Annotated in this window: 23 protein-coding genes; 4 read left to right on the forward strand and 19 right to left on the reverse strand. The window is 63.6% G+C overall.

Annotation, left to right across the window (positions count from 1 at the left end; genetic code table 11):
* Nucleotides 1-107: 107 nt before the first annotated feature.
* The gene (pssA, locus tag QC821_RS17795) at nucleotides 108-956 is read right to left on the reverse strand and encodes a CDP-diacylglycerol--serine O-phosphatidyltransferase (RefSeq protein ID WP_309724284.1); all 849 of its coding nucleotides are present in this window, start codon (nucleotides 954-956) and stop codon (nucleotides 108-110) included.
* A 163-nt stretch (nucleotides 957-1119) separates the two neighbouring features.
* Nucleotides 1120-2136, reverse strand: a complete 1017-nt coding sequence (gene ilvC / locus QC821_RS17800) for a ketol-acid reductoisomerase (protein ID WP_076749505.1) — start codon at nucleotides 2134-2136, stop codon at nucleotides 1120-1122.
* Between the two features lie 170 nt (nucleotides 2137-2306).
* Between ilvC and ilvY the strand changes: the two genes are divergently transcribed.
* Complete coding sequence (ilvY, locus tag QC821_RS17805) at nucleotides 2307-3185, forward strand: HTH-type transcriptional activator IlvY (RefSeq protein ID WP_309724287.1); 879 nt, start codon at nucleotides 2307-2309, stop codon at nucleotides 3183-3185.
* 65 nt (nucleotides 3186-3250) lie between these two features.
* On the opposite strand, the gene ilvN is transcribed toward ilvY, so the two are convergent.
* The 5 genes from ilvN to rluD all read right to left on the reverse strand — a co-directional run bounded on the left by ilvN (nucleotide 3251) and on the right by rluD (nucleotide 10443).
* Entirely contained in the window at nucleotides 3251-3742 is a 492-nt protein-coding gene (gene ilvN / locus QC821_RS17810; protein WP_095623110.1) for an acetolactate synthase small subunit, read from the reverse strand.
* Complete coding sequence (locus QC821_RS17815) at nucleotides 3742-5466, reverse strand: acetolactate synthase 3 large subunit (RefSeq protein WP_309724291.1); 1725 nt, start codon at nucleotides 5464-5466, stop codon at nucleotides 3742-3744. Before QC821_RS17815 ends, ilvN begins: the two co-directional genes overlap by 1 nt.
* Before the next feature lie 497 nt (nucleotides 5467-5963).
* Nucleotides 5964-8558, reverse strand: coding sequence for an ATP-dependent chaperone ClpB (gene clpB / locus QC821_RS17820; protein ID WP_309724293.1), 2595 nt, complete (start codon nucleotides 8556-8558; stop codon nucleotides 5964-5966).
* Nucleotides 8559-8708: 150 nt separating this feature from the next.
* A complete protein-coding gene (pgeF, locus tag QC821_RS17825) occupies nucleotides 8709-9473 on the reverse strand; it encodes a peptidoglycan editing factor PgeF (protein ID WP_309724294.1) in 765 nt (254 codons plus the stop codon).
* 10 nt (nucleotides 9474-9483) lie between these two features.
* Nucleotides 9484-10443, reverse strand: coding sequence for a 23S rRNA pseudouridine(1911/1915/1917) synthase RluD (rluD, locus tag QC821_RS17830; RefSeq protein WP_309724296.1), 960 nt, complete (start codon nucleotides 10441-10443; stop codon nucleotides 9484-9486).
* 115 nt (nucleotides 10444-10558) lie between these two features.
* Here rluD and QC821_RS17835 point away from each other — a divergent pair, with 115 nt between their 5' ends.
* Nucleotides 10559-11395, forward strand: a complete 837-nt coding sequence (locus QC821_RS17835) for an outer membrane protein assembly factor BamD (RefSeq protein ID WP_309724298.1) — start codon at nucleotides 10559-10561, stop codon at nucleotides 11393-11395.
* Nucleotides 11396-11539: 144 nt separating this feature from the next.
* Here QC821_RS17835 and QC821_RS17840 read toward each other — a convergent pair whose 3' ends face one another.
* Entirely contained in the window at nucleotides 11540-13171 is a 1632-nt protein-coding gene (locus tag QC821_RS17840) for an NAD+ synthase (protein ID WP_309724300.1), read from the reverse strand.
* 106 nt (nucleotides 13172-13277) lie between these two features.
* Here QC821_RS17840 and QC821_RS17845 point away from each other — a divergent pair, with 106 nt between their 5' ends.
* The gene (locus tag QC821_RS17845; protein ID WP_095623116.1) at nucleotides 13278-13541 is read left to right on the forward strand and encodes a PP0621 family protein; all 264 of its coding nucleotides are present in this window, start codon (nucleotides 13278-13280) and stop codon (nucleotides 13539-13541) included.
* A 91-nt stretch (nucleotides 13542-13632) separates the two neighbouring features.
* Here the strand turns inward: QC821_RS17845 and thiO are convergent, their stop codons facing one another.
* Complete coding sequence (gene thiO / locus QC821_RS17850; RefSeq protein ID WP_309724303.1) at nucleotides 13633-14736, reverse strand: glycine oxidase ThiO; 1104 nt, start codon at nucleotides 14734-14736, stop codon at nucleotides 13633-13635.
* 87 nt (nucleotides 14737-14823) lie between these two features.
* On the opposite strand from thiO, the gene QC821_RS17855 reads away from it, so the two are divergent.
* Nucleotides 14824-15390, forward strand: a complete 567-nt coding sequence (locus tag QC821_RS17855) for a GspH/FimT family pseudopilin (RefSeq protein WP_309724305.1) — start codon at nucleotides 14824-14826, stop codon at nucleotides 15388-15390.
* Between the two features lie 346 nt (nucleotides 15391-15736).
* On the opposite strand, the gene QC821_RS17860 is transcribed toward QC821_RS17855, so the two are convergent.
* From QC821_RS17860 to ribF, 10 genes are all read right to left on the reverse strand, one after another.
* The gene (locus QC821_RS17860; RefSeq protein WP_309724307.1) at nucleotides 15737-17473 is read right to left on the reverse strand and encodes a DUF7305 domain-containing protein; all 1737 of its coding nucleotides are present in this window, start codon (nucleotides 17471-17473) and stop codon (nucleotides 15737-15739) included.
* Between the two features lie 47 nt (nucleotides 17474-17520).
* Nucleotides 17521-18063: a PilW family protein gene (locus QC821_RS17865; protein ID WP_309724309.1), complete on the reverse strand. Its 543-nt coding sequence runs from the start codon at nucleotides 18061-18063 to the stop codon at nucleotides 17521-17523.
* 2 nt (nucleotides 18064-18065) lie between these two features.
* The gene (gene pilV / locus QC821_RS17870) at nucleotides 18066-18494 is read right to left on the reverse strand and encodes a type IV pilus modification protein PilV (RefSeq protein ID WP_309724311.1); all 429 of its coding nucleotides are present in this window, start codon (nucleotides 18492-18494) and stop codon (nucleotides 18066-18068) included.
* The gene (locus QC821_RS17875) at nucleotides 18491-18994 is read right to left on the reverse strand and encodes a GspH/FimT family pseudopilin (RefSeq protein ID WP_309724313.1); all 504 of its coding nucleotides are present in this window, start codon (nucleotides 18992-18994) and stop codon (nucleotides 18491-18493) included. Before QC821_RS17875 ends, pilV begins: the two co-directional genes overlap by 4 nt.
* Nucleotides 18966-19298, reverse strand: a complete 333-nt coding sequence (locus QC821_RS17880; protein WP_422720127.1) for a type IV pilin protein — start codon at nucleotides 19296-19298, stop codon at nucleotides 18966-18968. The genes QC821_RS17875 and QC821_RS17880 overlap by 29 nt, the downstream gene beginning before the upstream one ends.
* 240 nt (nucleotides 19299-19538) lie before the next feature.
* Nucleotides 19539-20492, reverse strand: a complete 954-nt coding sequence (gene ispH / locus QC821_RS17885; RefSeq protein ID WP_309724316.1) for a 4-hydroxy-3-methylbut-2-enyl diphosphate reductase — start codon at nucleotides 20490-20492, stop codon at nucleotides 19539-19541.
* Between the two features lie 23 nt (nucleotides 20493-20515).
* The gene (gene fkpB, locus QC821_RS17890; protein WP_309724318.1) at nucleotides 20516-20977 is read right to left on the reverse strand and encodes an FKBP-type peptidyl-prolyl cis-trans isomerase; all 462 of its coding nucleotides are present in this window, start codon (nucleotides 20975-20977) and stop codon (nucleotides 20516-20518) included.
* Between the two features lie 67 nt (nucleotides 20978-21044).
* Complete coding sequence (lspA, locus tag QC821_RS17895) at nucleotides 21045-21542, reverse strand: signal peptidase II (protein ID WP_309724320.1); 498 nt, start codon at nucleotides 21540-21542, stop codon at nucleotides 21045-21047.
* Between the two features lie 37 nt (nucleotides 21543-21579).
* The gene (gene ileS / locus QC821_RS17900) at nucleotides 21580-24414 is read right to left on the reverse strand and encodes an isoleucine--tRNA ligase (RefSeq protein WP_309724322.1); all 2835 of its coding nucleotides are present in this window, start codon (nucleotides 24412-24414) and stop codon (nucleotides 21580-21582) included.
* Nucleotides 24411-25457 carry a bifunctional riboflavin kinase/FAD synthetase gene (gene ribF / locus QC821_RS17905; protein WP_309724324.1) on the reverse strand — a complete coding sequence of 349 codons (1047 nt, stop codon included), beginning with the start codon at nucleotides 25455-25457 and terminating at the stop codon, nucleotides 24411-24413. Before ribF ends, ileS begins: the two co-directional genes overlap by 4 nt.
* Nucleotides 25458-25504: the final 47 nt, after the last annotated feature.

Consider the following 25504-nt stretch of genomic DNA (forward strand, 5'->3'; position numbering starts at 1 on the left):
CAAGCCGCGAGCACCTGTGGATAGCTGCCCGCGAACAGCGGCCCGCCAGGCGGGCCATGCAGACGACAACGCCCGCACGGGGCGGGCGTTTGAGCGAAATGAAAAGCTCAGGCGTCGGGGGCGTGCTTCATCTTGCGCATCACCGCCAGCGCTGGCCCCGAGACCACATAGGCACCGAACAGCAGCAGCAACATCACCGAGGGCTGCACTGAAATCATCACGAAGCCAAGCACGATGGCTAGCAGCACCACGAAGGGGACCGGCTTCTTGAAGTCGATGTCCTTGAAGCTGTGGTAGCGAATATTGCTGACCATCAGCACCCCGGCGGCCGCCACCACCAGCAGCATGAGCAGCTTGAAGCCCACCGCATCGGCATCGAAGCTGTTGAAGGTCCAAACGCTGGCGGCAACGAAGGCCGCCGCCGAGGGGCTGGGCAAGCCGATGAACCATTTCTTGTCGGTGCTGCCGATCTGCACGTTGAAGCGAGCCAGGCGCAGGGCGGCGCAGGCAACGTAGAGAAATGCCACGACCCAGCCGGTCTTGCCGATGTCCTGGAGGATCCAGGTAAAAGCGACCAGCGCCGGGGCCACGCCGAACGACACCATATCGGAGAGGCTGTCGTATTCGGCGCCGAAGGCGCTCTGGGTATTGGTCATGCGCGCTACCCGGCCGTCGAGGCCATCGAGCACCATGGCGATGAAGATCGCCACCGCTGCAGCGGTGAAGTCACCGTTGATGCCTGCCACCACGGCAAAGAAACCCGAGAACAGCGCCGAAGTGGTGAACAGGTTGGGCAGCAGATAGATACCCCGTCGCCGTACCTTCTTGCCATCCTCTACCGCTTCTTCGATGACCTCGGTCTCGCGCACGAAGGCCGAGGCGATGTCTTCGTCGGCGCGCGACGGAGGCACCTGCTCGGCACGATCCTGCTCTGGCGTGTTCGGCTCTTGGCTCATAATTCTCTTTCCATTGCCCAAAAAAAGCGCCGTGGCGCCTTTTCCATTCTACACCCTGACTCGTATTACGATAGCGACGGGGCGCTTTCCAGCGGCGGCAAGGCCCCAACAACGACAAGGGCGCGGATATCCGCGCCCTTGTCAGCATGAAACACCGGTTCGATCAGTTCTTGGACTTGTCGACCAGTTGGTTGGCGGCGATCCACGGCATCATGGAGCGCAGCTTGGCGCCGACCTGCTCGATGTCGTGCTCGGCGTTGAGACGGCGACGCGCGGTCATCGACGGGTAGTTGCTGTTGCCCTCGTTGATGAACATCTTGGCGTACTCACCAGTCTGGATGCGCTTGAGCGCATTGCGCATGGCGGCGCGAGACTCGTCGTTGATGATCTCGGGACCGGTGACGTACTCGCCGTACTCGGCATTGTTGGAGATCGAGTAGTTCATGTTGGCGATGCCGCCCTCGTACATCAGGTCGACGATCAGCTTGAGCTCATGCAGGCACTCGAAGTAGGCCATCTCCGGGGCGTAGCCAGCCTCGGTGAGGGTCTCGAAACCGGCCTTGACCAGCTCGACGGCACCGCCGCACAGCACCGCCTGCTCGCCGAACAGATCGGTCTCGGTCTCGTCCTTGAAGGTGGTCTCGATGATCCCGCTGCGGCCGCCGCCGACGCCCGCGGCGTAGGAGAGTGCCAGCTCCTTGGCGGAGCCCGAGGCATCCTGGTGGATGGCGATCAGGTCGGGAATGCCGCCGCCCTTGACGAACTCGGAGCGCACGGTGTGGCCCGGGGCCTTGGGCGCGATCATGATCACGTCCAGATCCTTGCGCGGCTCGATCTGGTTGTAGTGGATGTTGAAGCCGTGGGCGAAGGCCAGGGTGGCGCCTTCCTTGAGATTAGGCTCGACCTCGTTCTCGTAGATCGCCTTCTGGTTCTCGTCCGGAGCCAGGATCATCACCACGTCGGCGGTCTTGCACGCCTCGGGCACGGAGGCGACCTTGAGGCCTGCCGCCTCGGCCTTGGCCGCGGAGGAGGAGCCTTGGCGCAGCGCTACGGTGACGTCGACGCCAGATTCCTTGAGGTTGTTGGCGTGGGCGTGACCCTGGGAGCCGTAACCGACGATGGTGACCTTCTTGCCCTGGATGAGGGACAGGTCGCAGTCCTTATCGTAATAGACGCGCATGGGGATTCTCCTGAGATATGGCGGATATGGAATTCAGCGTTGATGGCCACCCGCGCCGTCTGTCGCGGCGCTGGGAGTCGTCGAAACGATGACGACACCTTAAGGCAGGCGCAGCGTTGCGTAAAACGCTATATTTGCAATACCAGATTGCATATATTGAAATACGCCACATGGACATGCGCCCCCTCAAGCACTTCCTGGCCCTGGCCGACATGCTGCACTTCGGCCGCGCCAGCGATGCCTGTCATATCAGCCCCTCGACGCTGTCGCGTTCGATCCGCCAGCTCGAAGAAAACCTAGGCGCGCCGCTGTTCGAGCGCGACAACCGCCACGTCGCCCTGACCCGCCAGGGGCAGATGTTCCAGCACTATGCCCGCGATGCGCTGGAGCAGTGGGAGGCAATACGCCACTCGTTGATGAGCGAGGCCCGTGAACTGGCCGGCGAGATCAGCATCTACTGCTCGGTGACCGCCAGCTACAGTTTCCTCTACGCGCTGCTCAGCGAATTTCGCCTGCGTCACCCGCGCATCGAGCTCAAGCTGCACACCGGCGACCCCGCCGAGTCGGTGGGACGGGTACTGGCCGGCGAGGAGGACATGGCGATCACGCCCCGGCCACGCACTCTGCCCGACGGCCTGGCCTTCAAGCCAATGACCACCTCGCCGCTGGTGTTCATCGCCCCTCGCGAAGAGACCAGCTGGATGCCCAGCACGCCGCAGACCCCCAGCGCCGCCCAGTGGGCCGGCGTGCCGATGATTCTCTCCGAGTCGGGCCTGGCCCGGGAGCACTGCGACACCTGGTTCAAGGCGCTGGGCGTCACGCCGCAGATCTATGCCCAGGTCGCCGGCAACGAAGCCATCGTCAGCATGGTCGGCCTGGGCTTCGGGGTCGGCGTGGTGCCCAAGATCGTGCTCGATAACAGCCCACTCCACGACCGAGTCACGATCCTGCCGGTCAAGCCCGAACTGCCCCACTACGACGTCGGCCTGTGCGTTGCCAAGCGCCGCCTCAAGAGCCCACTCATCCGTGCGCTTTGGGCGGAAGTGTAAAGGGCGCCCACGAAAAAGCCGCCCCGGAGGGCGGCCTATGGTGCTCTATCGAGCGCAGTCGTAAATCAGAGCGACAGCACCTTATCGCCACGCGCTATCCCCGACACCCCGGTGCGCGCCACCTCGAGAATGCCCACCGGCGCCATGGCCTGCAGGAAGGCATCCAGCTTGCCGGCATCGCCGGTGATCTGCACCGTGTAGAGGCTCGGCGTAACGTCGACGACCTGGGCGCGGAAGATGTCGGCGGTGCGCTTGACCTCGTCACGCGCGGCACCGAGCGCCTTGACCTTGACCATCATCAGCTCGCGTTCGATGTGGTTGCCCTCGGTCAGGTCGACCAGCTTGACCACGTCGATCAGCTTGTTGAGATGCTTGGTGATCTGTTCGATCACTCGGTCATCGCCGATCGTGGTCACCGTCAACCGCGACAGGGTCGGGTCTTCGGTAGGCGCCACATTGAGCGTCTCGATGTTGTAGTTGCGTTGGGCGAACAGCCCCACCACGCGGGACAGCGCGCCGGGCTCGTTTTCCATCAGGATCGAAATGATATGGCGCATCAGGTCCGCTCCGTCTTCGAAAGCAGCATGTCACGCATGGCGCCCAGCGGCACCTGCATCGGATAAACGTGCTCGCGCGGGTCGACATAGATGTCGAGGAACACCAGCTCGTTGTTGTCAGCGAAGGCCCGCTCGAGGGCGGGTTCGAGATCCTCGTGACGCTCTACCTTGATGGCGGTAAACCCGTAGGCTTCGATCAGCTTCTGGAAGTCGGGCAGCGACTCCATGTACGAGTGCGCATGGCGCGACTTGTAGTTGAGGTCCTGCCACTGGCGCACCATGCCCAGCGACCCATTGTTGAGATTGACGATCTTGACGCCCACCCCGTACTGCTTACAGGTCGACAGCTCCTGCATCATCATCTGGAAACTGCCCTCGCCGGTGATGCACACCACATCGTCCTGGGGGTAGCTCTTCTTGATGCCCATGGCCGCCGGGAAGCCAAAGCCCATGGTGCCCAGCCCCCCCGAGGTGATGAAACGGTTGGGCTTGTCGAACTTGTAGTACTGCGCGGCAAACATCTGGTGCTGGCCGACGTCGGTGGTCACGAAGGCCTCGCCGCGGGTAATCCTGCACACCGCCTCGATGACCTCCTGCGGCTTGAGCGCCTCGCCGGGCTCGGAGGGCTCGTAGAGCTTGCCGTGGCGCTCCTCGCGCCAGCCGTCGATCTTCTGCCACCACTCGCCGAGGGCGTCGGGATGGGCGATCTCCTTGCCCTGCACCAGGCTGATCATCTCGTTGATCACGCTGGCCGCCGGCCCGACGATGGGCACATCGGCACGCACCGTCTTGGACACCGAACTGGGGTCGATGTCGACGTGCACGATCTTGGCCGTGGGACAGAACTTGGAGGTGTTGTTGGTGACCCGGTCGTCAAAGCGCGCGCCGATGGCGATCACCAGGTCGGCATGGTGCATGGCCATGTTCGACTCGTAGGAGCCGTGCATGCCCAGCCAGCCGAGGCACTGGTCGTCGCTCTGCGGGAAGGCGCCGATGCCCATCAGGGTGGTCGTGATTGGGAAGCCGAGCTGCTTGACCAGGTCGGTGAGCCCCTCGCAGGCGCGACCGGTGATCACCCCGCCGCCGGTATAGAACACCGGCCGCTTGGCCTTGAGCATCAGCTCCACGGCCTTCTTGATCTGGCCGGTATGGCCGCGGGTCACCGGATTGTAGGAGCGCATCTTGACCTTCTTCGGGTAGACGTACTCATAGCGCTCGGTGGGCGCGGTCATGTCCTTGGGAATATCCACCACCACCGGACCGGGACGGCCGGTAGAGGCCAGATAGTAGGCCTTCTTGAGGACTTCCGGAATCTCGGACGGATGCCGGATCGAGAAGCTATGCTTCACGATCGGCCGGGTCACGCCGATGATGTCGGTTTCCTGGAAGGCGTCATCGCCGATCAGGTGGCTCATCACCTGGCCGCACAGCACCACCATCGGAATCGAGTCCATGTAGGCGGTGGCGATACCGGTCACGGCGTTGGTCGCGCCGGGCCCGGAGGTCACCAGCACGGTGCCGGGCTTGCCGGACGCACGGGCATAGCCGTCGGCGGCGTGGGTCGCCGCCTGCTCGTGGCGTACCAGGATGTGCTTGACCTTGTCCTGGCGGAACAGCGCGTCGTAGATATGCAGCGCTGCGCCGCCCGGGTAACCATAGATATATTCGACGCCCTCATCCTGCAGGAAGCGGGCGATCATGTCGGCGCCGGAAAGCAGTTCCACGTGTGTTTCTCCCCTGGAGGTCTCGAGTGCGATCCATGTCCCAGTGCGGGTCATGGGGTCGAGTGCGACGGTACGTCGCTGCCGGCAGTGCCGGCACCTGATGCCAAACCCTGGCTAATGAGCCCTGTTGGGGCCTGCACTCTCATTCGGCAGCATCGATCCATGCAGCATGAATCGGCGCTACCTTTCACGGCGGTTCGCCGTGTCGGGGGCGTTGGCCAGACCGAGCGGTTAGCTCGGGCCGGAAGTCCTTCGGCGGGTAGAGGCCATTCGGCCTACCCTTCGCGCGGTGAGTGGGGATTGCCCGTATGGACCGCGCCCGCAATCAGGAACCGACAAGATTCCAATAGCGCGGCTGGGCTGTCAACCGCCAAACCGCCTTGGGTAGCCCAAGGTCGACAATTGAGCAAGGCGCAGACATTAAAAAGCCCGTCTCGACAAGCGAGACGGGCAAACGAGGTCGGACGCGACCGTTTAAACCATTATCGGCAGCTGCCTCATTTCCTGAAGTGTAGCTGACCCTCCTCGGCACTGACCTTGATCACGTCGCCGGCCACGAACTTGCCGCCAAGCAGGTCCTGGGCCAGCGGGTTCTCGATGCGGCTCTGGATCGCCCGCTTGAGCGGCCGTGCACCGTAGACCGGGTCGAAGCCGACCACCGCCAGCTGGGCCATGGCATCGTCGCTGACCTCGAGCCCCAGCTCATGCTCGGCGAGGCGTGCGCGCAGGCGCTCGAGCTGGATCCCGGCGATGGCCTGGATCTGCTCCTGGCCGAGGGCGTGGAACACCACCACCTCATCGATACGGTTGATCAGCTCGGGGCGGAAGTGGTCGGCGACCACCGCCATCACCATCTCCTTCATCTGTGCGTAGCCCTGCTCGCTGTCGTCCTCGCTGGCGCCCATGCGCTGGATGATGTCCGAGCCCATGTTGGAGGTCATCACGATGACGGTGTTGCGGAAGTCCACGGTGCGACCCTGGCCGTCGGTGAGGCGGCCGTCCTCGAGCACCTGAAGCAGGATGTTGAAGACGTCGGCATGGGCCTTCTCCACCTCGTCGAGCAGCAGCACCGAGTAGGGCTTGCGGCGCACCGCCTCGGTCAGGTAGCCGCCCTCCTCGTAGCCGACATAGCCGGGAGGGGCACCGATCAGCCGCGCCACCGAGTGCTTCTCCATGAACTCCGACATGTCGATGCGCACCATCGCCTCTTCGGTGTCGAACAGGAAGTTGGCCAGCGACTTGCACAGCTCGGTCTTGCCGACCCCGGTGGGACCGAGAAACAGGAACGAACCGTTGGGGCGGTTGGGATCGGCCAGCCCGGCCCGCGAACGGCGCACGGCGTTGGCCACCGCGGTGACCGCCTCGTCCTGGCCGATCACCCGCTGGTGCAGGGCCTCTTCCATGCGCAGCAGCTTGTCGCGCTCGCCCTCGAGCATCTTGGCCACCGGAATCCCGGTCCAGCGCGACACCACCTCGGCGACCTCCTCCTCGGTGACGTTGGAGCGCAGCAAGGTGTGGGTCGAGGTATCCGCCTCGCCGGCCTCGCTCTCGGCGATCTTGCGCTCGAGGTCGGGGATCACCCCGTACTGCAGCTCGGACATCCTGCCCAGGTCGCCCTGGCGCTTGGCGGCGTCGAGCTCGACCCGCGCCTTGTCGAGGGCATCCTTGTACTGCGCCGCACCCTCGATGCTGGCCTTCTCGGATTTCCACACCTCCTCGAGGTCGGCGTATTCGCGGGCCAGCTCGTCGATCTGCGCCTCGAGGGTCTCGAGGCGCTTCTTCGAGGCCTCGTCGGTCTCCTTCTTGAGGTGCTCGCGCTCCATCTTGAGCTGGATCAGCCGGCGGTCGAGGCGGTCCATCTCCTCGGGCTTGGAGTCGAGCTCCATGCGGATCCGCGACGACGCCTCGTCGATCAGGTCGATGGCCTTGTCGGGCAGCTGGCGGTCGGTGATATAGCGCGCCGAGAGCCGCGCCGCGGCAATGATCGCCGAGTCGGTGATATTGAGGCGATGGTGGACCTCGTAGCGCTCCTTGAGGCCGCGCAGGATGGCGATGGTGTCCTCTTCGGAGGGCTCGTCCACCAGCACCTTCTGGAAGCGACGCTCGAGGGCCGCGTCCTTCTCGATGTACTTGCGGTACTCATCGAGGGTGGTGGCGCCCACGCAGTGCAGCTCACCGCGCGCCAGCGCCGGCTTGAGCATGTTGCCGGCGTCCATGGCGCCCTCGGCCTTGCCGGCACCGACCATGGTGTGCAGCTCGTCGATGAACAGGATCACCCGCCCCTCTTCCTGGGACAGCTCATTGAGCACCGCCTTGAGACGCTCCTCGAACTCGCCGCGGTACTTGGCACCGGCCAGCAGCGCGCCCATGTCCAGCGACAGCACGCGCTTGTCCTTGAGGCCTTCGGGTACCTCGCCGTCGATGATGCGGTTGGCCAGCCCCTCGACGATGGCGGTCTTGCCGACGCCGGGCTCACCGATCAGCACCGGGTTGTTCTTGGTGCGCCGCTGCAGCACCTGGATGGTACGGCGGATCTCGTCGTCGCGGCCGATCACCGGGTCGAGCTTGCCCTCGGCGGCCCGCGCGGTGAGGTCGATAGTGTACTTGTTGAGCGCCTCGCGGTTGTCCTCGGCGTTGGCGTCGTCGACGCGCTGGCCGCCGCGCAGGCTGTCGATGGCGGTTGCCACCGCCTTGCGGGTCAGCCCGGCCTGGGTCAGCGTCTTGGCCAGGCCACCGCCCATCTCCAGCGCCGCCAGCAGCACCAGCTCGCTGGCCACGAACTGGTCGCCGCGCTTCTGGGCCTCGCGGTCGGCGAGGTTGAACAGCCGCACGAAATCGCGGGACGGCTGCACTTCACCGTCGAACTGGCCGACCTTGGGCAGGTCATCGACATACTGCACCAACCCCGCCCGCAGGCGGCCGCTGTCGCCGCCGGCCTGCTGGATCAGGCCCTTGATGCCGCTGTCGCGGGCATCGAGCAGCGCCAGCAGCAGGTGGCCAGGGTCGAGTTGGTTATGGCCACGGCCCACCGCCAGCGATTGGGCATCGGCCACCGCGCTCTGCAGCTTGCCGGTAAATTTATCGGGTCGCATTTACTCTTCCTCCATCGGGGTGGCGGCGCGTTCGGACGCGCCGCTTGGCCCTGTCAATATCGTCTTGACATCATCAATGGAGTCGGCGGGGGCCGCTTTCAAGTCGGCCGACGGGGAAAGCTCGCCTAGCGTTGATCTGGATCAAGCGCCTCAGCGTAGCCAGATCACGCTGGCCATGCGCCCGGTCTGGCCGTCGTCGCGGCGGTGGGAGTAGAAGCGCGGCTCGCAGGCGGTGCAGAAGTGCCCGCCGCTGACGTGATGCACCCCGAGGCGCTCGAGACGCAGCCGCGCCAGCTTGTAGATATCGGCCATGTAGTGGCCGAGCCGATAGGGACTGGGTTCGAAGGCCGAGGCCGCCTCCGGCTGTACTGCGACAAAGGCGTCGAACACCTCCGGCCCCACCTCGAACTGGGCGTTGGAGATCGCCGGGCCGAGCCACACCAGCAGCTCATCGGGTTCGATATCCAGCGCGGCCATGGTGGCCTCGAGCACGCCGCCGGCGAGGCTGCGCCAACCGGCATGGGCCAGCCCCACCTTGGTGCCCAGGCGGTCGCAGAAGAACACCGGCAGGCAGTCGGCGGTCTGGATCACGCAGGCGTAGCGCTTGTCGGCGGCCACCGCCGCGTCGGCCTGGGGCACCTCGGGATCGTACGCTTGTTGCACCGCCGCGCCGTGCACCTGGTCGAGCCACAGCAGCGGGCGGTCGTCGTCGAGCTGCGCCCGCAGCAGCTCGCGGCAGCGCTCGACCATGGCCGGGTCGTCGCCGACATGCAGCGCGGTATTGAAGGCCGCAAAGGGTCCCTGGCTGGGGCCGGTCTCGCGGGTGGTGACGAAGGCGCCGACCCGGGTCGGCGCCGGCCAGTCGGGCAGGATCAGCGTCGGGTGCGGGTGCAGGTCGTCGGCGGCGTCGTGCATCGCGGGCTCCTCAGCGCATGGTGGCGTGGTCGTGACGCAGGTAGTCGAGCAGCATCAGCATATCGTCGGGCAGCTCGGCACGGTACTCGACCCGCTGGCCGCTGGCCGGATGAACGAAGGCCAGCTTGCGGGCATGCAGCGCCTGGCGCGGAAAGCCGCGCAGCAAGTCCTTGAGCGCATCGTCGGCGCCCGGCGGCAGCTTCAGCCGCCCGCCGTAGAGCGCATCACCAATCAGCGGGAAACGCTTGTGGGCCAGGTGCACGCGGATCTGGTGGGTGCGCCCGGTCTCGAGCTTGCAGCGCACATGGGTATGGTGGCGGAAGCGTTCGGTGACCCGGTAGTGGGTCACCGCCGGCTTGCCGTTGCCGGTCACCGCCTGGCGCTTGCGATCCTTGGGGTGGCGGCCAATGGGCGCATCCACGGTGCCGCCGGAGGTCATCACCCCGGTGACGACGGCATCGTACTCGCGGGACATGCTACGCGCCTGCAGCTGCTCGACCAGCGCGGCCTGGGCAGCCAGCGTCTTGGCCACCACCATCAGCCCGGTGGTGTCCTTGTCGAGGCGGTGCACGATGCCGGCACGGGGAATGCTCGCCGCCGCCGGATGGTGATACAGCACGGCGTTGAGCAGGGTGCCGTCGGGGTTACCCGCCGCGGGGTGGACCACCAGCCCCGCCGGCTTGTTGATCACCAGCACCTCGTCATCTTCGAAGACGATATCCAGCGTCATGGCCTGGGGCTCGAAGCGGGTGTCCTCCTCGAGCTCGGCGCGCAGCAGCAGCTGCTCGCCGCCGTGGAGCTTGTGCTTGGGCCGCCGCTGCTCGCCATCGACGGTCAGCACCCCCTGCTGGATCCAGCCCTTGAGGCGCTCGCGGGAGAAATCGTCAAATAGCTCGGCAGCCGCCTGGTCGAGGCGCTGGCCGGCCATGGCGTCGGGGACGCGGGCGTCACGGTGTAGGGTCTCGGACATGATGAAACGGCGGGGCCTGTGTGTTTTGCAAACGGGTGCGTTATAGTGAGCCGATTGTGGCAGATTGCGAACGATTCTAGCATGGCCACCCGGGTTGTTTGATACGAGGATCAAGATGCGCGTTATGCTTACCGGCACCCGGTTAGGTGCCTTCGCCCTCGCCGTGACCCTGCTCAGCGGCTGTGCCCTGTTCGGCGGCGGCAGTGACGACGAAACGGAGTCGGACGACGACCTGCCCCAGGTGTCGGAACAGGAGCTCTACCAGCAGGCCCGCGCGTCGCTGGAGTCGGGCCGCTACTTAGCCGCCGTGGAAGAACTCGAGACGGTAGACAGCCGCTTCCCGTTCGGCGACTACGCTGAGCAGGCCCAGCTCGAGCTGATCTACGCCTACTACCAGACCGACAACTGGGAGGCGGCACGCGCCGCGGCCGGGCGCTTCATTCGCCTGCAGCCGGACCATCCCCAGGTCGACTACGCCTACTACATGCGCGGTCTGTCGGCCTATCAGGCCGGGCGCTTCAGCCTCGAGCGGCTGCGGCTGGTCGACCTGTCGCGCCGCGACCTGGGCGCCTCGCGGGATGCCTACAGCGACTTCAGCGAGCTGATCCAACGCTACCCGGAGAGCGAATACGCCCCGGACGCCCGCCAGCGCATCATCTACCTGCGCAACGTGCTGGCCGCCCAGGAGCTCCATGTGGCCGACTTCTACCTGCGCAAGGGCGCCTACCTGGCTGCCGTGCAGCGCGGCCGCTGGGTGATCGAGAACTACCCGGAGGCCACCGCCAACCGCGACGCCCTGGCAGTGATGGTCGAGGGTTACCTGGGTCTCGGCATGCGCGACCGCGCCCGCGAGGTGCTGGCCACCCTGATCGAGAACGACCCGCGCCACGAGCGCCTGAGCGGCCGCACCTTCCGCCCGCTGCACGTCGACGCAGATTCGATTTCGGCCTGACAGCATGGGGCTGCGAGCCAACGAGCCCACGGCATAAAGCAGAGCGCCACCGCCCATTGGGCCGGTGGCGCTTTTTTGGCCCGTAGCCCGTAGCCCGTAGCCCGTAGCCCGTAGCCCGTAGCCCGTAGCCCGTAGCCCGCGAGCCTACTCCCCCGGCTGCCAGCCGTTGACGATCGGGTAGCGGCGGTCGCGACCGAAGCCACGCGGCGTCACACGCACGCCCACCGGCGCCTGGCGCCGCTTGTACTCGCAGCGATCGACCAACTGCACCACGCGATAGACATCTTCGCGGGCGAAGCCCGCCTCGATTATCGCCTCGGCACTCATGTCGCCCTCGATGTAGCGCGCCAAGATGGCGTCGAGGGTATCGTAGTCGGGCAGCGAGTCGCTGTCCTGCTGGTCCGGCGCCAGCTCAGCGGAGGGCGGACGGGTGATGACCCGCTCGGGGATCGCCGGCTCCTGGGTGTTACGCCAGCGCGCCAGGCGGTAAACCCAGGTCTTGTAGACGTCCTTCAGGGCGTTGTAGCCGCCGACCATATCGCCGTAGAGCGTCGCATAGCCCACCGCCATCTCGCTCTTGTTGCCGGTGGTCAGCACCATCAGGCCCTTCTTGTTGGAGATCGCCATCAGCAGCACACCGCGCACCCGCGACTGCAGGTTCTCCTCGGTGGTATCGCGCTGGGTGCCGGCGAAGCTTTCGGCCAGGGTCTCGCTGAACGCCTCCACCATTGGCGCGATCGGCATCACCTCGTAGTTGACGCCCAGCAGACGGGCCTGCTCGGCGGCGTCCTGCTGGGAGATCTCGGCGGTGTAGTGGTAGGGCATCATCACCGCGTGGACGCGCTCGGGGCCCAGGGCATCCACCGCGATGGCCAGCGACAACGCCGAGTCGATGCCGCCGGACAGTCCCAGCACCACGCCCTTGAAGCCGCTCTTGTTGACGTAGTCGCGCACCCCGGTCACCAGCGCACAGTAGAGACTCTCCTCGGCCTTCGCCTCGGGCTCGACCTCACCGCCGCGAGGTACCCAGCCGGCCTTCTCCTTGACCAGGAGCACCGGCATCAGGCCCACCTGCCAGTGCGGCGCCTGCACCTGCAGCTTGCCCTGGGCGTCGACGCAGGCTGAGCCGCCGTCGAACACCAGCTCGTCCTGGCCGCCGATCTGGTTGACGTAGACCAGCGGCAACCCCACCTCGGCGGCGCGCTCGGCGAACAGCGCCAGGCGCTCGGCGGGCTTGTCCTGGTGGTACGGCGAGGCGTTGAGGGTCACCAGGATCTCGGCACCGGCCTGCTTGGCCAGGCGAGCGGGTGCTTCCTGCCACATATCCTCGCAGATCAGGATGCCGAGCTTGGCGCCCTTGTGCTCATACACCAACGGCTCGCTGCCCGGTGCAAAGTAGCGCTGCTCGTCGAATACTTGATAGTTGGGCAGCGCCTGCTTGGCATACTCGGCCACCCATTCGCCCTGGTAGAGCAGGCCGGCGAGATTGTAGCGCTGCCCCTCGCGCATGCCGGGGTAGCCGACGATCACCAGCACCTCGCGGGACATCTTCTCGGCCATCCGCGCCCGCGCCTCACGCAGCCGCGTCTCCATCGACGGGCGCAGCAGCAGATCCTCCGGCGGGTAGCCGGTCAGGAACAGCTCCGGCAGCACCACGATATCGGCACCATGCTCAATACGTGCCTCGCGCACCGACTCGATGGCGCGCTCGGTATTGCCGGGAATATCACCGACCAGCGGGTCGAGTTGGGCCATCACCAGCGTCAAGTCTTGCATGGGCGTGAAAATCTCTCGAAACTCATGGTTAGCCCATTGTCCCGCATGGCCGCACTGCTGGCAAAGCCGCGACGCGTGCTCGCCTCCCGCAAGGAGTCATAGAAGGATGAACCTGTTGATCATTCGCCTGATCATTTTCGCCGTGCTGTTCTTCGCCGGCCTCAAGCTGTACCGCATGTACCGCGAGTGGAAACTCGACCGCGAGGAGCTGCTGGACCATGATGCAGGCGACAGCGACGCCAACCAGATCGTGCGCTGTACCTACTGCAAGGTGCACCTGCCCGAAAGCGATGCCCTGCGCGAGCGCGGCGAGTGGTTCTGCTCCAGCGCCCACCGCGACAAGTACCTCGAAGAGCAGAAGGACGAGTAGCGAGGAGCTTCGAGCGCCCAGGGGTGGGGTCACAGCGTGTCCGCAGAGCCCTGTCGCTGACAAACCGCGGCTCACCGGCGTGTGTGCTGTGTCACATGGTGGTGTTCAGGCGCCCCTCCAGCCGGTAGGGGCTTGGGTCGAGGATCGCTTCGCGTTCCAGCAGTTGATCCACCAGCAGCCGCGTCGAGGCCGGCGCCAGCACCAGGCCATTACGGTAGTGGCCGGCATTGACGCTGAGGTTGTCGAGCCCCGGCACACGGCCAATAAAGGGCGTGCCATCCGGCGAGCCCGGCCGTAGCCCGGCCCAGTGGTGCTCCACCTCGCACCCGGCCAGCGCCGGCACGATGCGCGTGGCACTCTCCCACAGCGACTCCCTGGCCGCCCGGTCGGTGCCCTTGTCGAAGCCTGCCTCCTCCAGCGTCGAGCCGGCCAGCACGCGGCCATCGGCACGGGGAATCACGTAGCGGCCATCCATCAGTACCACTCGCTGCAGCAGCCCCGGGGGCGCCTTGAACAGGATCATCTGCCCCTTCACCGGGCGCACCGGCAGGCCCACGCCGAGTGAGCCGAGCAGCTCGGCGGCCCAGGCGCCGCCGCAGACCACCACCTCACCTGCCGTGAAACGCTCGGCGCCGGCATCCACCGCCGAGACACGCCGCCCCTCGCGCTGCAGCCCGGTTACCTCGCAGCCCTCGACGATGCGCACCTTGGGCATCGCCGCCAGCCGTTCGCGCAGCGCCTTGACCAGCCGCGGATTGCGAATGCTGCCCAGCGTCGGCATCCATAGCGCGCCATCGCAGCCCGGCAGCGCCGACGGCTCCTTGGCGTAGAGGAACTCAGCCGCCACCCGCTCCAGCGGCTTGCCCACCGCCCGCGCCCAACCCAGTGCCCGCGGCTCGTCATCGACGCGCAGGTAGAGCAGCCCTTTCTGGCGATACTCCGGGTCGATGCCGGTCTCTTCCAGCAGCCGCAGCGCAAGCTCGGGGTAGTAACCCTCCGACCAGGTCGAGAGACGCGAGATCGGCGCCGAATAGCGCCAGGGATAGAGCGGAGAGACGATACCGCCGCCGGCCCAGGAGGATTCGCGGCCGCACGCGCCGCGCTCGAGCAGGGTCACCTCGTGGCCAGCATCGGCCAACTGCAGCGTGGTCATCATGCCGATGACACCGCCGCCTACGACTAGGAAATCACTCACAGCAGAATCCGATATGGCTTACATAGGCTTGGGCTAGGGTGACAGTAGCGGCACCAGGGATGGAACGCGCCTGCCAGGGAGGCACCCATGCACCCACCGAGCCACCAAGACTATCACGAGACACCAGCGGCAAGCCGCTCGCCCGTAATCCAACCAAGCCAGGGATTTACGCTGATCGAGCTGCTAGCGGCCATCGCCATCACGGTGATCGTGGCCACCTGGGCGATTCCCAACTACCAGCAGTTTACCGCACGCAATCAGGTTGCCGCGGAGGTGATGCGGCTTAAATCAGCGTTGGCGATGACGAGAAGCGCTGCCATTGCCAGGCGAACTCAGGTGACGCTCTGCCCCAGCCTAACGCTGGAGCATTGTGACATGGCCGCAGGCTGGAGTAATTCTCTGGCGATTTTTGTCGGTAACGGAAGCGCCGGCAATGCCGAACTGCTGCGCACCTTTGGCGAGAGCAAGCTGCCATCACTGACCTATCGTAACGACAACAGGCCAGTGCGATACGGCACTCTGGGCAGGGCTGGCGGACATTTCGGCACCTTTCGCATATGTGGAAAATTGAATCAAGGCGCCAGCGTCACTGTCAATATTTTGGGCAGAGTACGCAGTAATAGTGGCCAACCAAAGACCTGCCAAGGTGATTGAAGCTTGAACACATCACCACGTAAAGCAAGGCAGAGATATTTCACCTGTCCGATTGACCTCAACCAGCCTAATTCACCGGATACAGGATGACATAGAGAAGTTTATCCTAAGCTCGGCCCCACCACTCTATAATTGAAATAGGACTGCCGCAAGTGAGGACAAGCCCACGACTTGACCAACGGTCGCCGAGAGTCATTGAGAGTTATGAAAACAGTAAAAAAGAGTCGATATGGTTATAAATATAAAGGTTTCCAATCGTCGAGATGGCGCAAATGCAGAGCGCTACCGGCAGTCACTGGGTTCAACATCCTCGTCCGGCCCCCACATGAGCGAAGCTCTGTTTCGTTTACTGCCAGCTGCTAATAGTAGGGTTCCCCCCCGCACCAGCGCCACCTGATGTGTAACCCGTATTAGTAAGCGCTTCGTCATAGGCAATCAAACCGTCGCCACTCACTGTCACTTTCTGCCCTCTAACAGAACCGTAAAAATCAGCTCCTGAGTTAACTGACACGCCTGTAAAGGGGGCATAAACATTAGCGACTACACGCCCACCACCGTTAAATTCGATTCCGTTGTCACTTCCTTCATAGGCAGAAAGTATTGATAATGAAGGGTTTCCACTAAGGTTCAGAGTATTAACAGAGTTCATTTTTGCAGCACTTCCAAATTGAGTCTTACCTTCCACAATAACTGTCAGACTACCATTGGGATCAATAACCAAGCCCTGCCCACCCCCTCCAATAGAAAACTCCCCTTCCACAATCAACACAACATCACCTGTAACCCTTAAACTGCCACTACTACTAATTCTTAAGTCCCCGACTCTCATAACATTGACATCGCCTTCCCTACCAAGGGCATTCTCAACAGATTGGGTTCGGCCATGTGATACCCAGTCATTTATATTCCAAGTCTTATCAAACCTTCTTACCCCCTCGCTAGAAATTTCCCAATCCCCATTAGGCCAAGGCCCAATAAGTAAGTCATTGCTGCTAATTTCCGGATCGCTGTTTAACGGAGAAACAACTGACTTCAAAAAGTCTCTCTCATCATCAAAGCTTCTCTCGCCAAAGAGAGCATTGTCGCAGATTTGTTGGGTAACGCCAGCAGGATTACCGCTATTGCCTGGAAAGTAATTACCTCTATTATCAACAAAAAGATGTTCTGAAGGATCTTTTCTGTTTGTGTTGGTCACTACGCTACCACCCGCGTATATAGCCTCACCGACATATGACGACCAATTCCCAAAAACGATATCTTTGCCTGCTTTAAGTGATGACTCCACCCTATCACTACTGGAAAAATTTATATTCCCGAGCGTTTCAACATCACCCTTCACCTTAGCTCCACCACCTTGGAGATTCACTGTCTGATTTGCAGAAACACTACCATGAATCGAGGACGAGCCATTAAGCGTTACTCCTCCATAGGATGATATGGATCCGTATATTTTTTCATTGCCGCCAAGGACAATGTCGGCACTGTCGCCATTCAGGGTGCTTACAAGTGGGGAACTAGATTCTAAGAAACTACCAGCTGTTCCATCCCACCCCCCTTCCCTTGAATCATAGCTTCCCACGGTGGAGCCTCCACCCATTGTCACGCCTTCACAACCTACTATTGGGCTATTAAAAAGAGGCGAAGGCCCACCCCCCAGTTGAACTTCTACAGCGACTATCTGGCTAGTTGCCAGCTCACCATCACCAATAGACCCCATAGCCAAAATGTAATCAGAACCACCCGACTTTACAAAGCGATAATAACAATCCACGTTTTCAGAGCAAGCATTGGTGCTCAGTCTTTGGTCACTGAAAATACTATCTTCTTTAAACTCTTCCCAGCCAAACCCCATCATATCGGCCAGTGTAAAGCTAACATGCTGAAAATCAACAGAACTGGGCGGCATACTCCAACCAGCCGCAGCAGCTCGCTCAGCCCCCATTTGCACTTCAGACTGGGCCTTGTAATTTCCCGCCAGCCGCTCATCAATTTGCGATGACTGCATACTTGCTAGACCGACCATCAGAGAAATCGTGAGCAGCGTCAACACAACTATCAACGCCGCACCCTTTTGATGTTTCATCACCGCACTCCGGGAGGCCATGCAGGCCTCATCGACATCAGATTGAATCAGTTGGTTGCCTCTGTACGATTCACTGCACGAAAGACCAGTAGATCAGGGCTCCCACTATTATCTGTCGCAATCAACTCCAAAGTAACACCCCAAACCCCATCACCACTAAAACTACCATCTACTTCAAAGCCATTGCTAGTTAAGGCGGCTACTACTTGCTGGTAATCAGGGCTTGGAGTATTGCAACCTTGGCTCATCTCAAGCGCCCATCCATCACCATCCCTCACTTCATCAGCACTAATCCTATATGTTTTAACCACACTATCATTAGAGCCACATCCCGAAGTGATATCTCCACGATTGGGAACAGTAACCGACAAACCTCCACCTACCTGAGTTATATTACTTGCCCGTCGAACATCTCGCAGCAAGGTCTCAACAGCGAAATTTACCGCAGCCTGTTTCTCACTTAACGTCTCCACTTGGCGGTTGGTCTGAAAGACTGTCATAAAAAGCTGCCCGGCTCCCAAAACAATAACCAAGCCAATCACCATGGCAATCATTAGCTCGACCAAGGAGAAGCCGCCATTTCTTTTCATTTTCAACTTCCCGGTAAGCGGATCGTATATTCGAACACCGGGGCATCTTCGTTTTCAAACCGGCTATCCGACCAACCCACGGAAATATCAAACTGGCAACCTACGCTTTCACTGACAGGGCTGCTATTCAGTCCGGGAAGAAACTCTACCCACTGAGCATGCCAACTAGCTCCGTCAATATTTTGCGCTTCCCCCCAACTGGGGCATATCAGATTATTCGGGTCTTTGGCCATAACCGCCCAAAGCCTTTCCTGAGCATCCTGGGCAGCTAACGAGGCAATGGAGCGCTGGTAGGCCGCATGCGCGCCCTGTAGGGCCTTGAGCTGCATGGCAGCGACACCAAGCATGCCGATGGAGAGCACCAGCAGAGCAATCAGTGCTTCAATCAGCGTAAAGCCAGACTGAGGGGAATAGCGGCGCGACCTACTCACTCTTCCACCTCTTCGGAATCTGTATCGTAAAATTTTCCTGCACGGCCCATCGTGGTGACCTGAATTCTTCTGTCCGCAGCACCCGATAGTTTGGATTGCACAGAGAAAACACAGTCATCGCCGGCAACACAGTTTTCGGGGCGACCGAGAGCATTAAATGTCACCGTGCCGGCGTTCATGGACGTTCTGCCATCTCGACCTCTTCGAGTCCTCAGCAGCTCGCCCCCCACTACCGAGACGTCGTACTGCCAAGTGCCATTAGATGATGCTTCAAACCGCACAGGCGTGCGGCGCTTGATTGCTTCGCTCCTGGCAAAATTAATACCCAACAGCACTTCGTTGTAATCGCTCGCCATTCGGCTGCTGTTAAGTAGGCTCTGAAAGTTTGGCACTGCCACTGTCGCCAGAATGACGGCAACGGTCAGTGTTACCAACAGCTCAATCAAGGTGAAGCCCAAATGGCTTCTTCGCTTACCAGCAAGCATCAGGGCCACGCTCACCGTTACTCAAAACCCAGAGCGTCTCGCAGCCACTGGTCACTCGACTTCCCCCGGTTGCCTCCAAACGAAAGCTCGCCCCCGACTCAGAGAGCCTAATGGTGGGATACACCCCATCGGGGGATGATGTCGTCCCCAAGCAGCCTGTCGCAGGGTAGGTATTCGATACCGTATAACAGCGCTCCATTTCAGAAGCCGCCTGCATCAGACCAGACTGTCCATCCGTAACCCGTGCCTGCTGCACATAGCGCTGGTAGCTGGGGTAGGCGATGGACGCGAGGATGGCGATGATTGCCACGGTGATCATCAGCTCGATCAAGGTGAAGCCCGCCTGGCGCGCAGGGCGCAGGAAAGTGAAGCCGGTAGCTTGCCCTACGCTCACTGCGGTGTCCCCCGCTTGCGGTTGCCCTGCATCGTCGCATTACCTTTGGTTTTCAGTCTCTATCATGCCACAGCGGATGACAGCATTAAGGCGCAAAAAGCCGGGCAAAATGCCCGGCTTCCTTACCAGTCTCTCTCGTCAGAATAGCCCACTCCGGGCTAGCACTCATTGGCTAACGATAACACGCTCTCTCAACTCACGCGGCATGGAAAACGTAATCGTCTCGGTGCGGCCGGAGAGCTCCTCGGGGACGCTGGCGCCAAGCTGCTGCAGCCGCTCGATGACGCCATTGACCAGCACCTCCGGGGCGCTGGCCCCGGCGGTGAGACCGATGGCAGTGACGCCGTCGAGCCAGGCCGGGTCGATCTGGCTGGCGTCATCGACCAGGTAAGCCGGCGTGCCGACCCGCTCGGAGAGTTCGCGCAGGCGGTTGGAGTTGGAGCTGTTGGGGCTGCCCACCACCAGCACCAGGTCGCACTCGGCGGCCAAGCCGCGCACCGCGTCCTGGCGGTTCTGGGTGGCGTAACAGATGTCGTCCTTGCGCGGCCCCTCGATCTCGGGGAAGGTCGCGCGCAGCGCGTCGATCACCTTGGCGGTGTCGTCCATCGACAGCGTGGTCTGGGTGACGAAGGCCAGTCGGCTGGGGTCCTTGACCTGGAGCGCGGCGACGTCGTCTTCGTCCTCGACCAGGTAGATCGCCCCGCCCTGGGCGGTGTCGTAGCGGCCCATGGTGCCTTCCACCTCGGGGTGGCCGGCGTGGCCGATCAGGATGCACTCCTGGCCGCGCTTGGCGTAGCGCAGCACTTCCAGATGCACCTTGGTCACCAGCGGGCAGGTGGCATCGAACACCTTGAGGCCGCGCTGCTCGGCTTCTTCCTGCACCGCCCGCGACACGCCGTGGGCGGAGAAGATCACGATGACGTCGTCGGGCACCTCGTGAAGCTCCTCGACGAACACCGCACCGCGCTCACGCAGGGTGTCGACCACGTAGCGGTTGTGCACCACCTCATGACGCACGTAGATCGGCGCGCCGAACACATCGAGGGCGCGGTTGACGATATCGATGGCGCGGTCGACGCCGGCGCAGAAGCCGCGGGGGTTGGCCAGCTTGATGTGCATGGCGTTCTCTCTTGCCGTGGGCATCAATGAGTGGTGGCCGGGCGAACCTGAATCACCTCGACCTCGAAGGTCAGGGTACGCCCCGCCAGCGGATGATTGAAGTCGACTTCGACCTGCTCGCCGTCGATGCTGGCGATCACCCCGGGCAGCTCGCCGCCGGCGGCATCGGCAAACGACATCACCGTGCCCACCTCGGGCTCGACCTCGTCGAAGTCGTCACGCTTGAGGAGCTGCACGTTCTGCGGATTGTGCTGGCCGAAGGCGTGCTCCGGGGAGATCCGGTAGCTGCCGGTGTCGCCGTCGGTAAGGCCTTCGAGGGGCGCCTCGAAGCCCGGCGGCAGGTTGCCGTCGCCGACCTGAAAGGTGGCCGGGCGCTTGTCGCGGGTCGAGTCGACCACGGTGCCGTCCTCGAGCTTGAGGGTGAAGTGCAGGGTGACTTCCATACCGTCAGCGACGCGGTGGACGCTAGCAGGTTGATCGCTCATCTGTGTCTCTCTTGCCGTGGGCGGGGCGCTGCCGTGGACTGGTTGGACGCGCCGGCCGCCGTGGGGTTCAGCGTCGTGCGTCGCGGATCGATTCGAGAATCAGGCCCGCGGCACCGAGGGTAATGCCGATGTCGGCGACGTTGAAGGCCGGGAAGTACCAGCCGGCAGCGTGGAAGGAGAGGAAATCCACCACGTAGCCATGCACCAGGCGATCAAAGAGGTTGCCCAGCGCGCCGCCGATGATCAGCGCCAGCGCCGGCGCCAGCAGCACCTCATGCGCCCTGAGGCGGCGCAGCCAGATCGTCAGGCCGATGCTGGCGCCGATGGCGATCAGCGCAAAAAACCAGCGTTGCCAGCCCGGGTGCCCGGCCAGGAAGCTGAACGCCGCCCCGGGATTGTGCAGCAGCGTGAGGTTGAAGAACGGCAGCACCTCCACCGGGCGGGCGTAGCTCAGCCAGGCGCTGGCGGCGTACTTGGTCGCCAGGTCGAGCACGATCACCGCCGCGGCCAGCCATAGCCAGCGCAGCGGTTTGTGCATCGGAGGGGCGGCGCTCTTATCGGTCATTTCGGCAGTCTCGGGCATCGTCGATCTCAGGCATCATTCAGGCATAGCGCCGGGTTTCACCCGGGCCATCGGGCAGGTTGCTGATACAGCGCCCACACAGCTCGGGGTGCTCGGCATGCTGGCCGACGTCGGGGCGGTGGTGCCAGCAGCGGTCGCACTTGTGGTGCTCGCTGGCGGCCACGACCACCTTGAGGGTGTCCAGTTCGGTGGCCTCGGCGGCGCTGCCGTCAGCGAGCGGCGCCAGATGCACGTCGCTGGTCAGCAGCACGAAGCGCAGCTCGTCACCCAGTTTGGCCAGCGTCTGGTGCAGGCCGTCATCGACGTAAAGGGTCACCTCGGCGGCCAGGCCGCTCTTGATCTGCTTGGCGTTGCGCGCGTCTTCCAGGCACTTGTTGACCGCCTGCTTGACCTCGAGCACCTGCTCCCAGAAGTCGCGACCCAGCGGCGCATCGTCGGCCAGGGTGGCGAGGCCCGCGTAGTACTCCTCGAGCAGCACGCTGTCGGCGCGCTTACCGGGGATGTGCTCGTAGATCTCCTCGGCGGTGAACGACAGGATCGGCGCCACCCAGCGCGCCAGCGCCTCGACCGCATGATAGAGCGCAGTCTGGCAGCTGCGGCGGGCCAGCGAGTCGGCCTGGGTGGTGTACTGGCGATCCTTGATCACGTCGAGGTAGAAGCCGCCCAGCTCGCGGGAGCAGAAGGTGTGCACCTGCTGGTAGACGTCGAGGAAGCGGTACTCGTCATAGGCGGTCTGGATGCGCGCCTGCAGCTGGGCGGCACGGTCGACCACCCACTGGTCCAGCGCCAGCATGTCGTCGAAGGCCACCGCATCGCGCTCAGGATCGAAGCCGTTGAGGTTGCTGAGCAGGAAGCGCGCGGTATTGCGGATCCGCCGGTAGACGTCGGCGGTACGCTTGAGGATCTCGTCAGAGACCGCCATCTCGCCGGAGTAGTCGGTGGAGGCCACCCACAGCCGCAGGATATCGGCACCGAGCTTGTCCATCACTTCTTGGGGCGCGACCACGTTGCCCACCGACTTGGACATCTTGCGGCCCTGGGCATCGACGGTGAAGCCGTGGGTGAGCAGGCCGCGATACGGCGGGTGGCCGTCGATGGCGCAGCCGGTCAGCAGCGAGGAGTGGAACCAGCCGCGGTGCTGATCGGAACCCTCGAGGTAGAGGTCGGCACGCGGGCCCTCGGCGTGGCCGAGCTGGTGGGAGTCGCGCAGCACGTGCCAGTGGGTGGTGCCGGAGTCGAACCACACGTCGAGGGTATCGGTGACCTTGTCGTAGTCCGCCGCCTCGGCGCCGAGCAGCTCGGCGGGGTCGAGGCGGAACCAGGCGTCGATGCCCTCCTTATCGACGCGGCTTGCCACCTCTTCCATCAGCTCGACGGTGCGCGGGTGCAGCTCACCGCTGGTCTTGTGCAGGAAGAACGGGATCGGCACGCCCCAGTTGCGCTGGCGCGAGATGCACCAGTCCGGCCGGTTGGCGATCATCGAGTGCAGCCGCGCCTTGCCCCAGGCGGGGGTGAACTGGGTCGCCTCGATGCCCTCCAGGGCGCGCTGGCGCAGGGTCTTGCCGTCGCTGCCCTCGAGATCCATGCCCACGAACCACTGCGCCGTGGCGCGGTAGATCACCGGCGTCTTGTGGCGCCAGCAGTGCATGTAGCTGTGGGTGATGGGCTTGTGGGCCATCAGCGCGCCGGCGTCGGCGAGCTTCTCGACGATCTGCGGGTTGGCCTTCCAGATCATCTGGCCACCAAAGAACGGCAGGTCGTCGGCGTAGACGCCGTTGCCCTGCACCGGGCTCTTGATCTCATCGAAGCTCATGCCGTGGGCGCGGCAGGTGACGAAGTCGTCGACCCCATAGGCCGGCGCCGAGTGCACGATGCCGGTGCTGCCCACCTCGGACTCGACGTAGTCGGCGAGATACACCGGCGACAGGCGATCGTAGAGCGGATGGCGGAAGTCGATCAGGTCCAGCGAGGCGCCCTTGGCGGTGGCGACCACCTCACCGCTGAGGCCGAAGCGCTCCAGGCAGCTCTCGACCAGGTCGGCGGCCAGCAGCAGCAGGCGCTGGCCAACGTCGACCAGCGCGTAGTCGAACTCGGGATGCACGTTGAGCGCCTGGTTGGCGGGGATGGTCCAGGGCGTGGTGGTCCAGATCACGATGGCGGCCGGCTTGGGCAGCTGGCCCAGCCCGAAGGCCGCGGCCAGCTTGTCGTCGTCGGCGCAGGGGAAGGCCACGTCGATGGCGTCGGACTGCTTGTCCTGGTACTCCACCTCGGCCTCGGCCAGCGCCGAGCCGCAGTCGAAGCACCAGTTGACCGGCTTGAGCCCCTTGAACACGTAGCCGCCCTTGACCATCTCGGCCAGGGCGCGGATCTCACCGGCCTCGTTGGCAAAATCCATGGTCTTGTAGGGGTGCTTCCAGTCGCCGATCACCCCCAGGCGGATGAAGTCACTCAGCTGCTCCTGGATCTGCTCACCGGCGTACTCGCGACACAGGCCACGCGCTTTTTCGGGATCGAGGTGCTTGCCGTGAGTGGTCTCGACCTTGTGCTCGATAGGCAGGCCGTGACAGTCCCAGCCCGGCACATAGGGCGCATCGAAGCCGGCCAGGCTCTTCGACTTGACGATGATGTCCTTGAGGATCTTGTTGACCGCATGGCCGATATGGATGCTGCCGTTGGCGTAGGGAGGGCCGTCATGGAGCACGAAGCTCTCGCGGCCGCGGCGCTCGTCGCGCAGCCGCTGGTTGATATCCAGCTGCTCCCAGCGTGCCACCCGGTCGGGCTCGCGCTTGGGCAGCATGCCACGCATCGGGAAGTCGGTTTCGGGCAGGTTCAGGGTGTGCTTGTAGTCGCTCATGAGTGTCCGTCAGCGTCGCGCCCGGCAGCCGCATCGGCGGCCGAGGAGTCGTAAGTCGCAGCCTCGCGCGCCAGCGGCGCCGATGCCAGGGGAAGAGTGTCGTCGAGCCCGCCGGCATGGCGGGCAAAGTAGCGCCGCGCCTGGGTCTGGTCGCGGGTGATCTGGGCCTTGAGCGGCTCGAGGCCATCGAAGCGCATCTCGCCGCGCAGCCGGGCACAAGGCACCACCGTCAGCCGCGCACCGTAGAGGTCGCCGTCGAAGTCGAACAGGTGCACCTCGAGTACCGGGCGCTCGCTACCCACGGTGGGGCGCCAGCCAACGTTGGCCACCCCGGGCAGGCGTCGCCCGTCGGGCAGCGTGACCGCCACCGCGTAGACCCCGCGCAGCGCCAGCGGCAGGCGCAGTAGCGGCAGGTTGGCGGTGGGCACGCCGATGGTGCGCCCCAGCTGCTGGTCGCGCACCACCCGGCCACCCAGCGCATAGGGCCGGCCCAGCATGCGCTCGGCCTGGGCGAAGTTGCCGCAGGCCAGCAGGGTGCGTACCCGGGTGCTGGAGACCCGCTCGTCGTCGAGCACGAAGGTGCGAGTGTGCTCGACGCCCACGCCGCGCTCGGCGCCGACCTCGGCGAGCAGCGCGAAGTCGCCGCTGCGGTCGCAGCCGAAGCGGAAGTCATCGCCGACCACCAGGTGCTTCACATCGAGACCATCGAGCAGCACACGGTCGATGAACTGCTGGGCGGTGAGGCTGCGCAGCGCGTCGTTGAACGGCAGGCAGAGCACGAAGTCGGCGCCGTGGGCGTCGAGCAGGGCGACCTTGTCGCGCAGCCGGGTCAGCCGCGGCGGGGCCTGGTCGCCGGCGAAGTACTCCCGCGGCTGGGGCTCGAAGACCACCACGGTCACCGGTACGCCAAGCTTGCGGGCGCGCTCGCGGCACTGCTCGAGAATCGCCTGGTGGCCGCGGTGGACGCCATCGAAGTTGCCGATGGTGGCCACGCAGCCGCGGTGCTCGTCGCGCAGATTGTGCAATCCTCGAATCAGTTGCATGCGTTGCTCACGTGCTCCGTGCCGTACCTCAGCGAATAAAACCATCG

The sequence above is a fragment of the Franzmannia qiaohouensis genome (assembly GCF_031451695.1).
In the GTDB taxonomy this organism is placed as follows: Bacteria; Pseudomonadota; Gammaproteobacteria; order Pseudomonadales; family Halomonadaceae; genus Franzmannia; species Franzmannia qiaohouensis.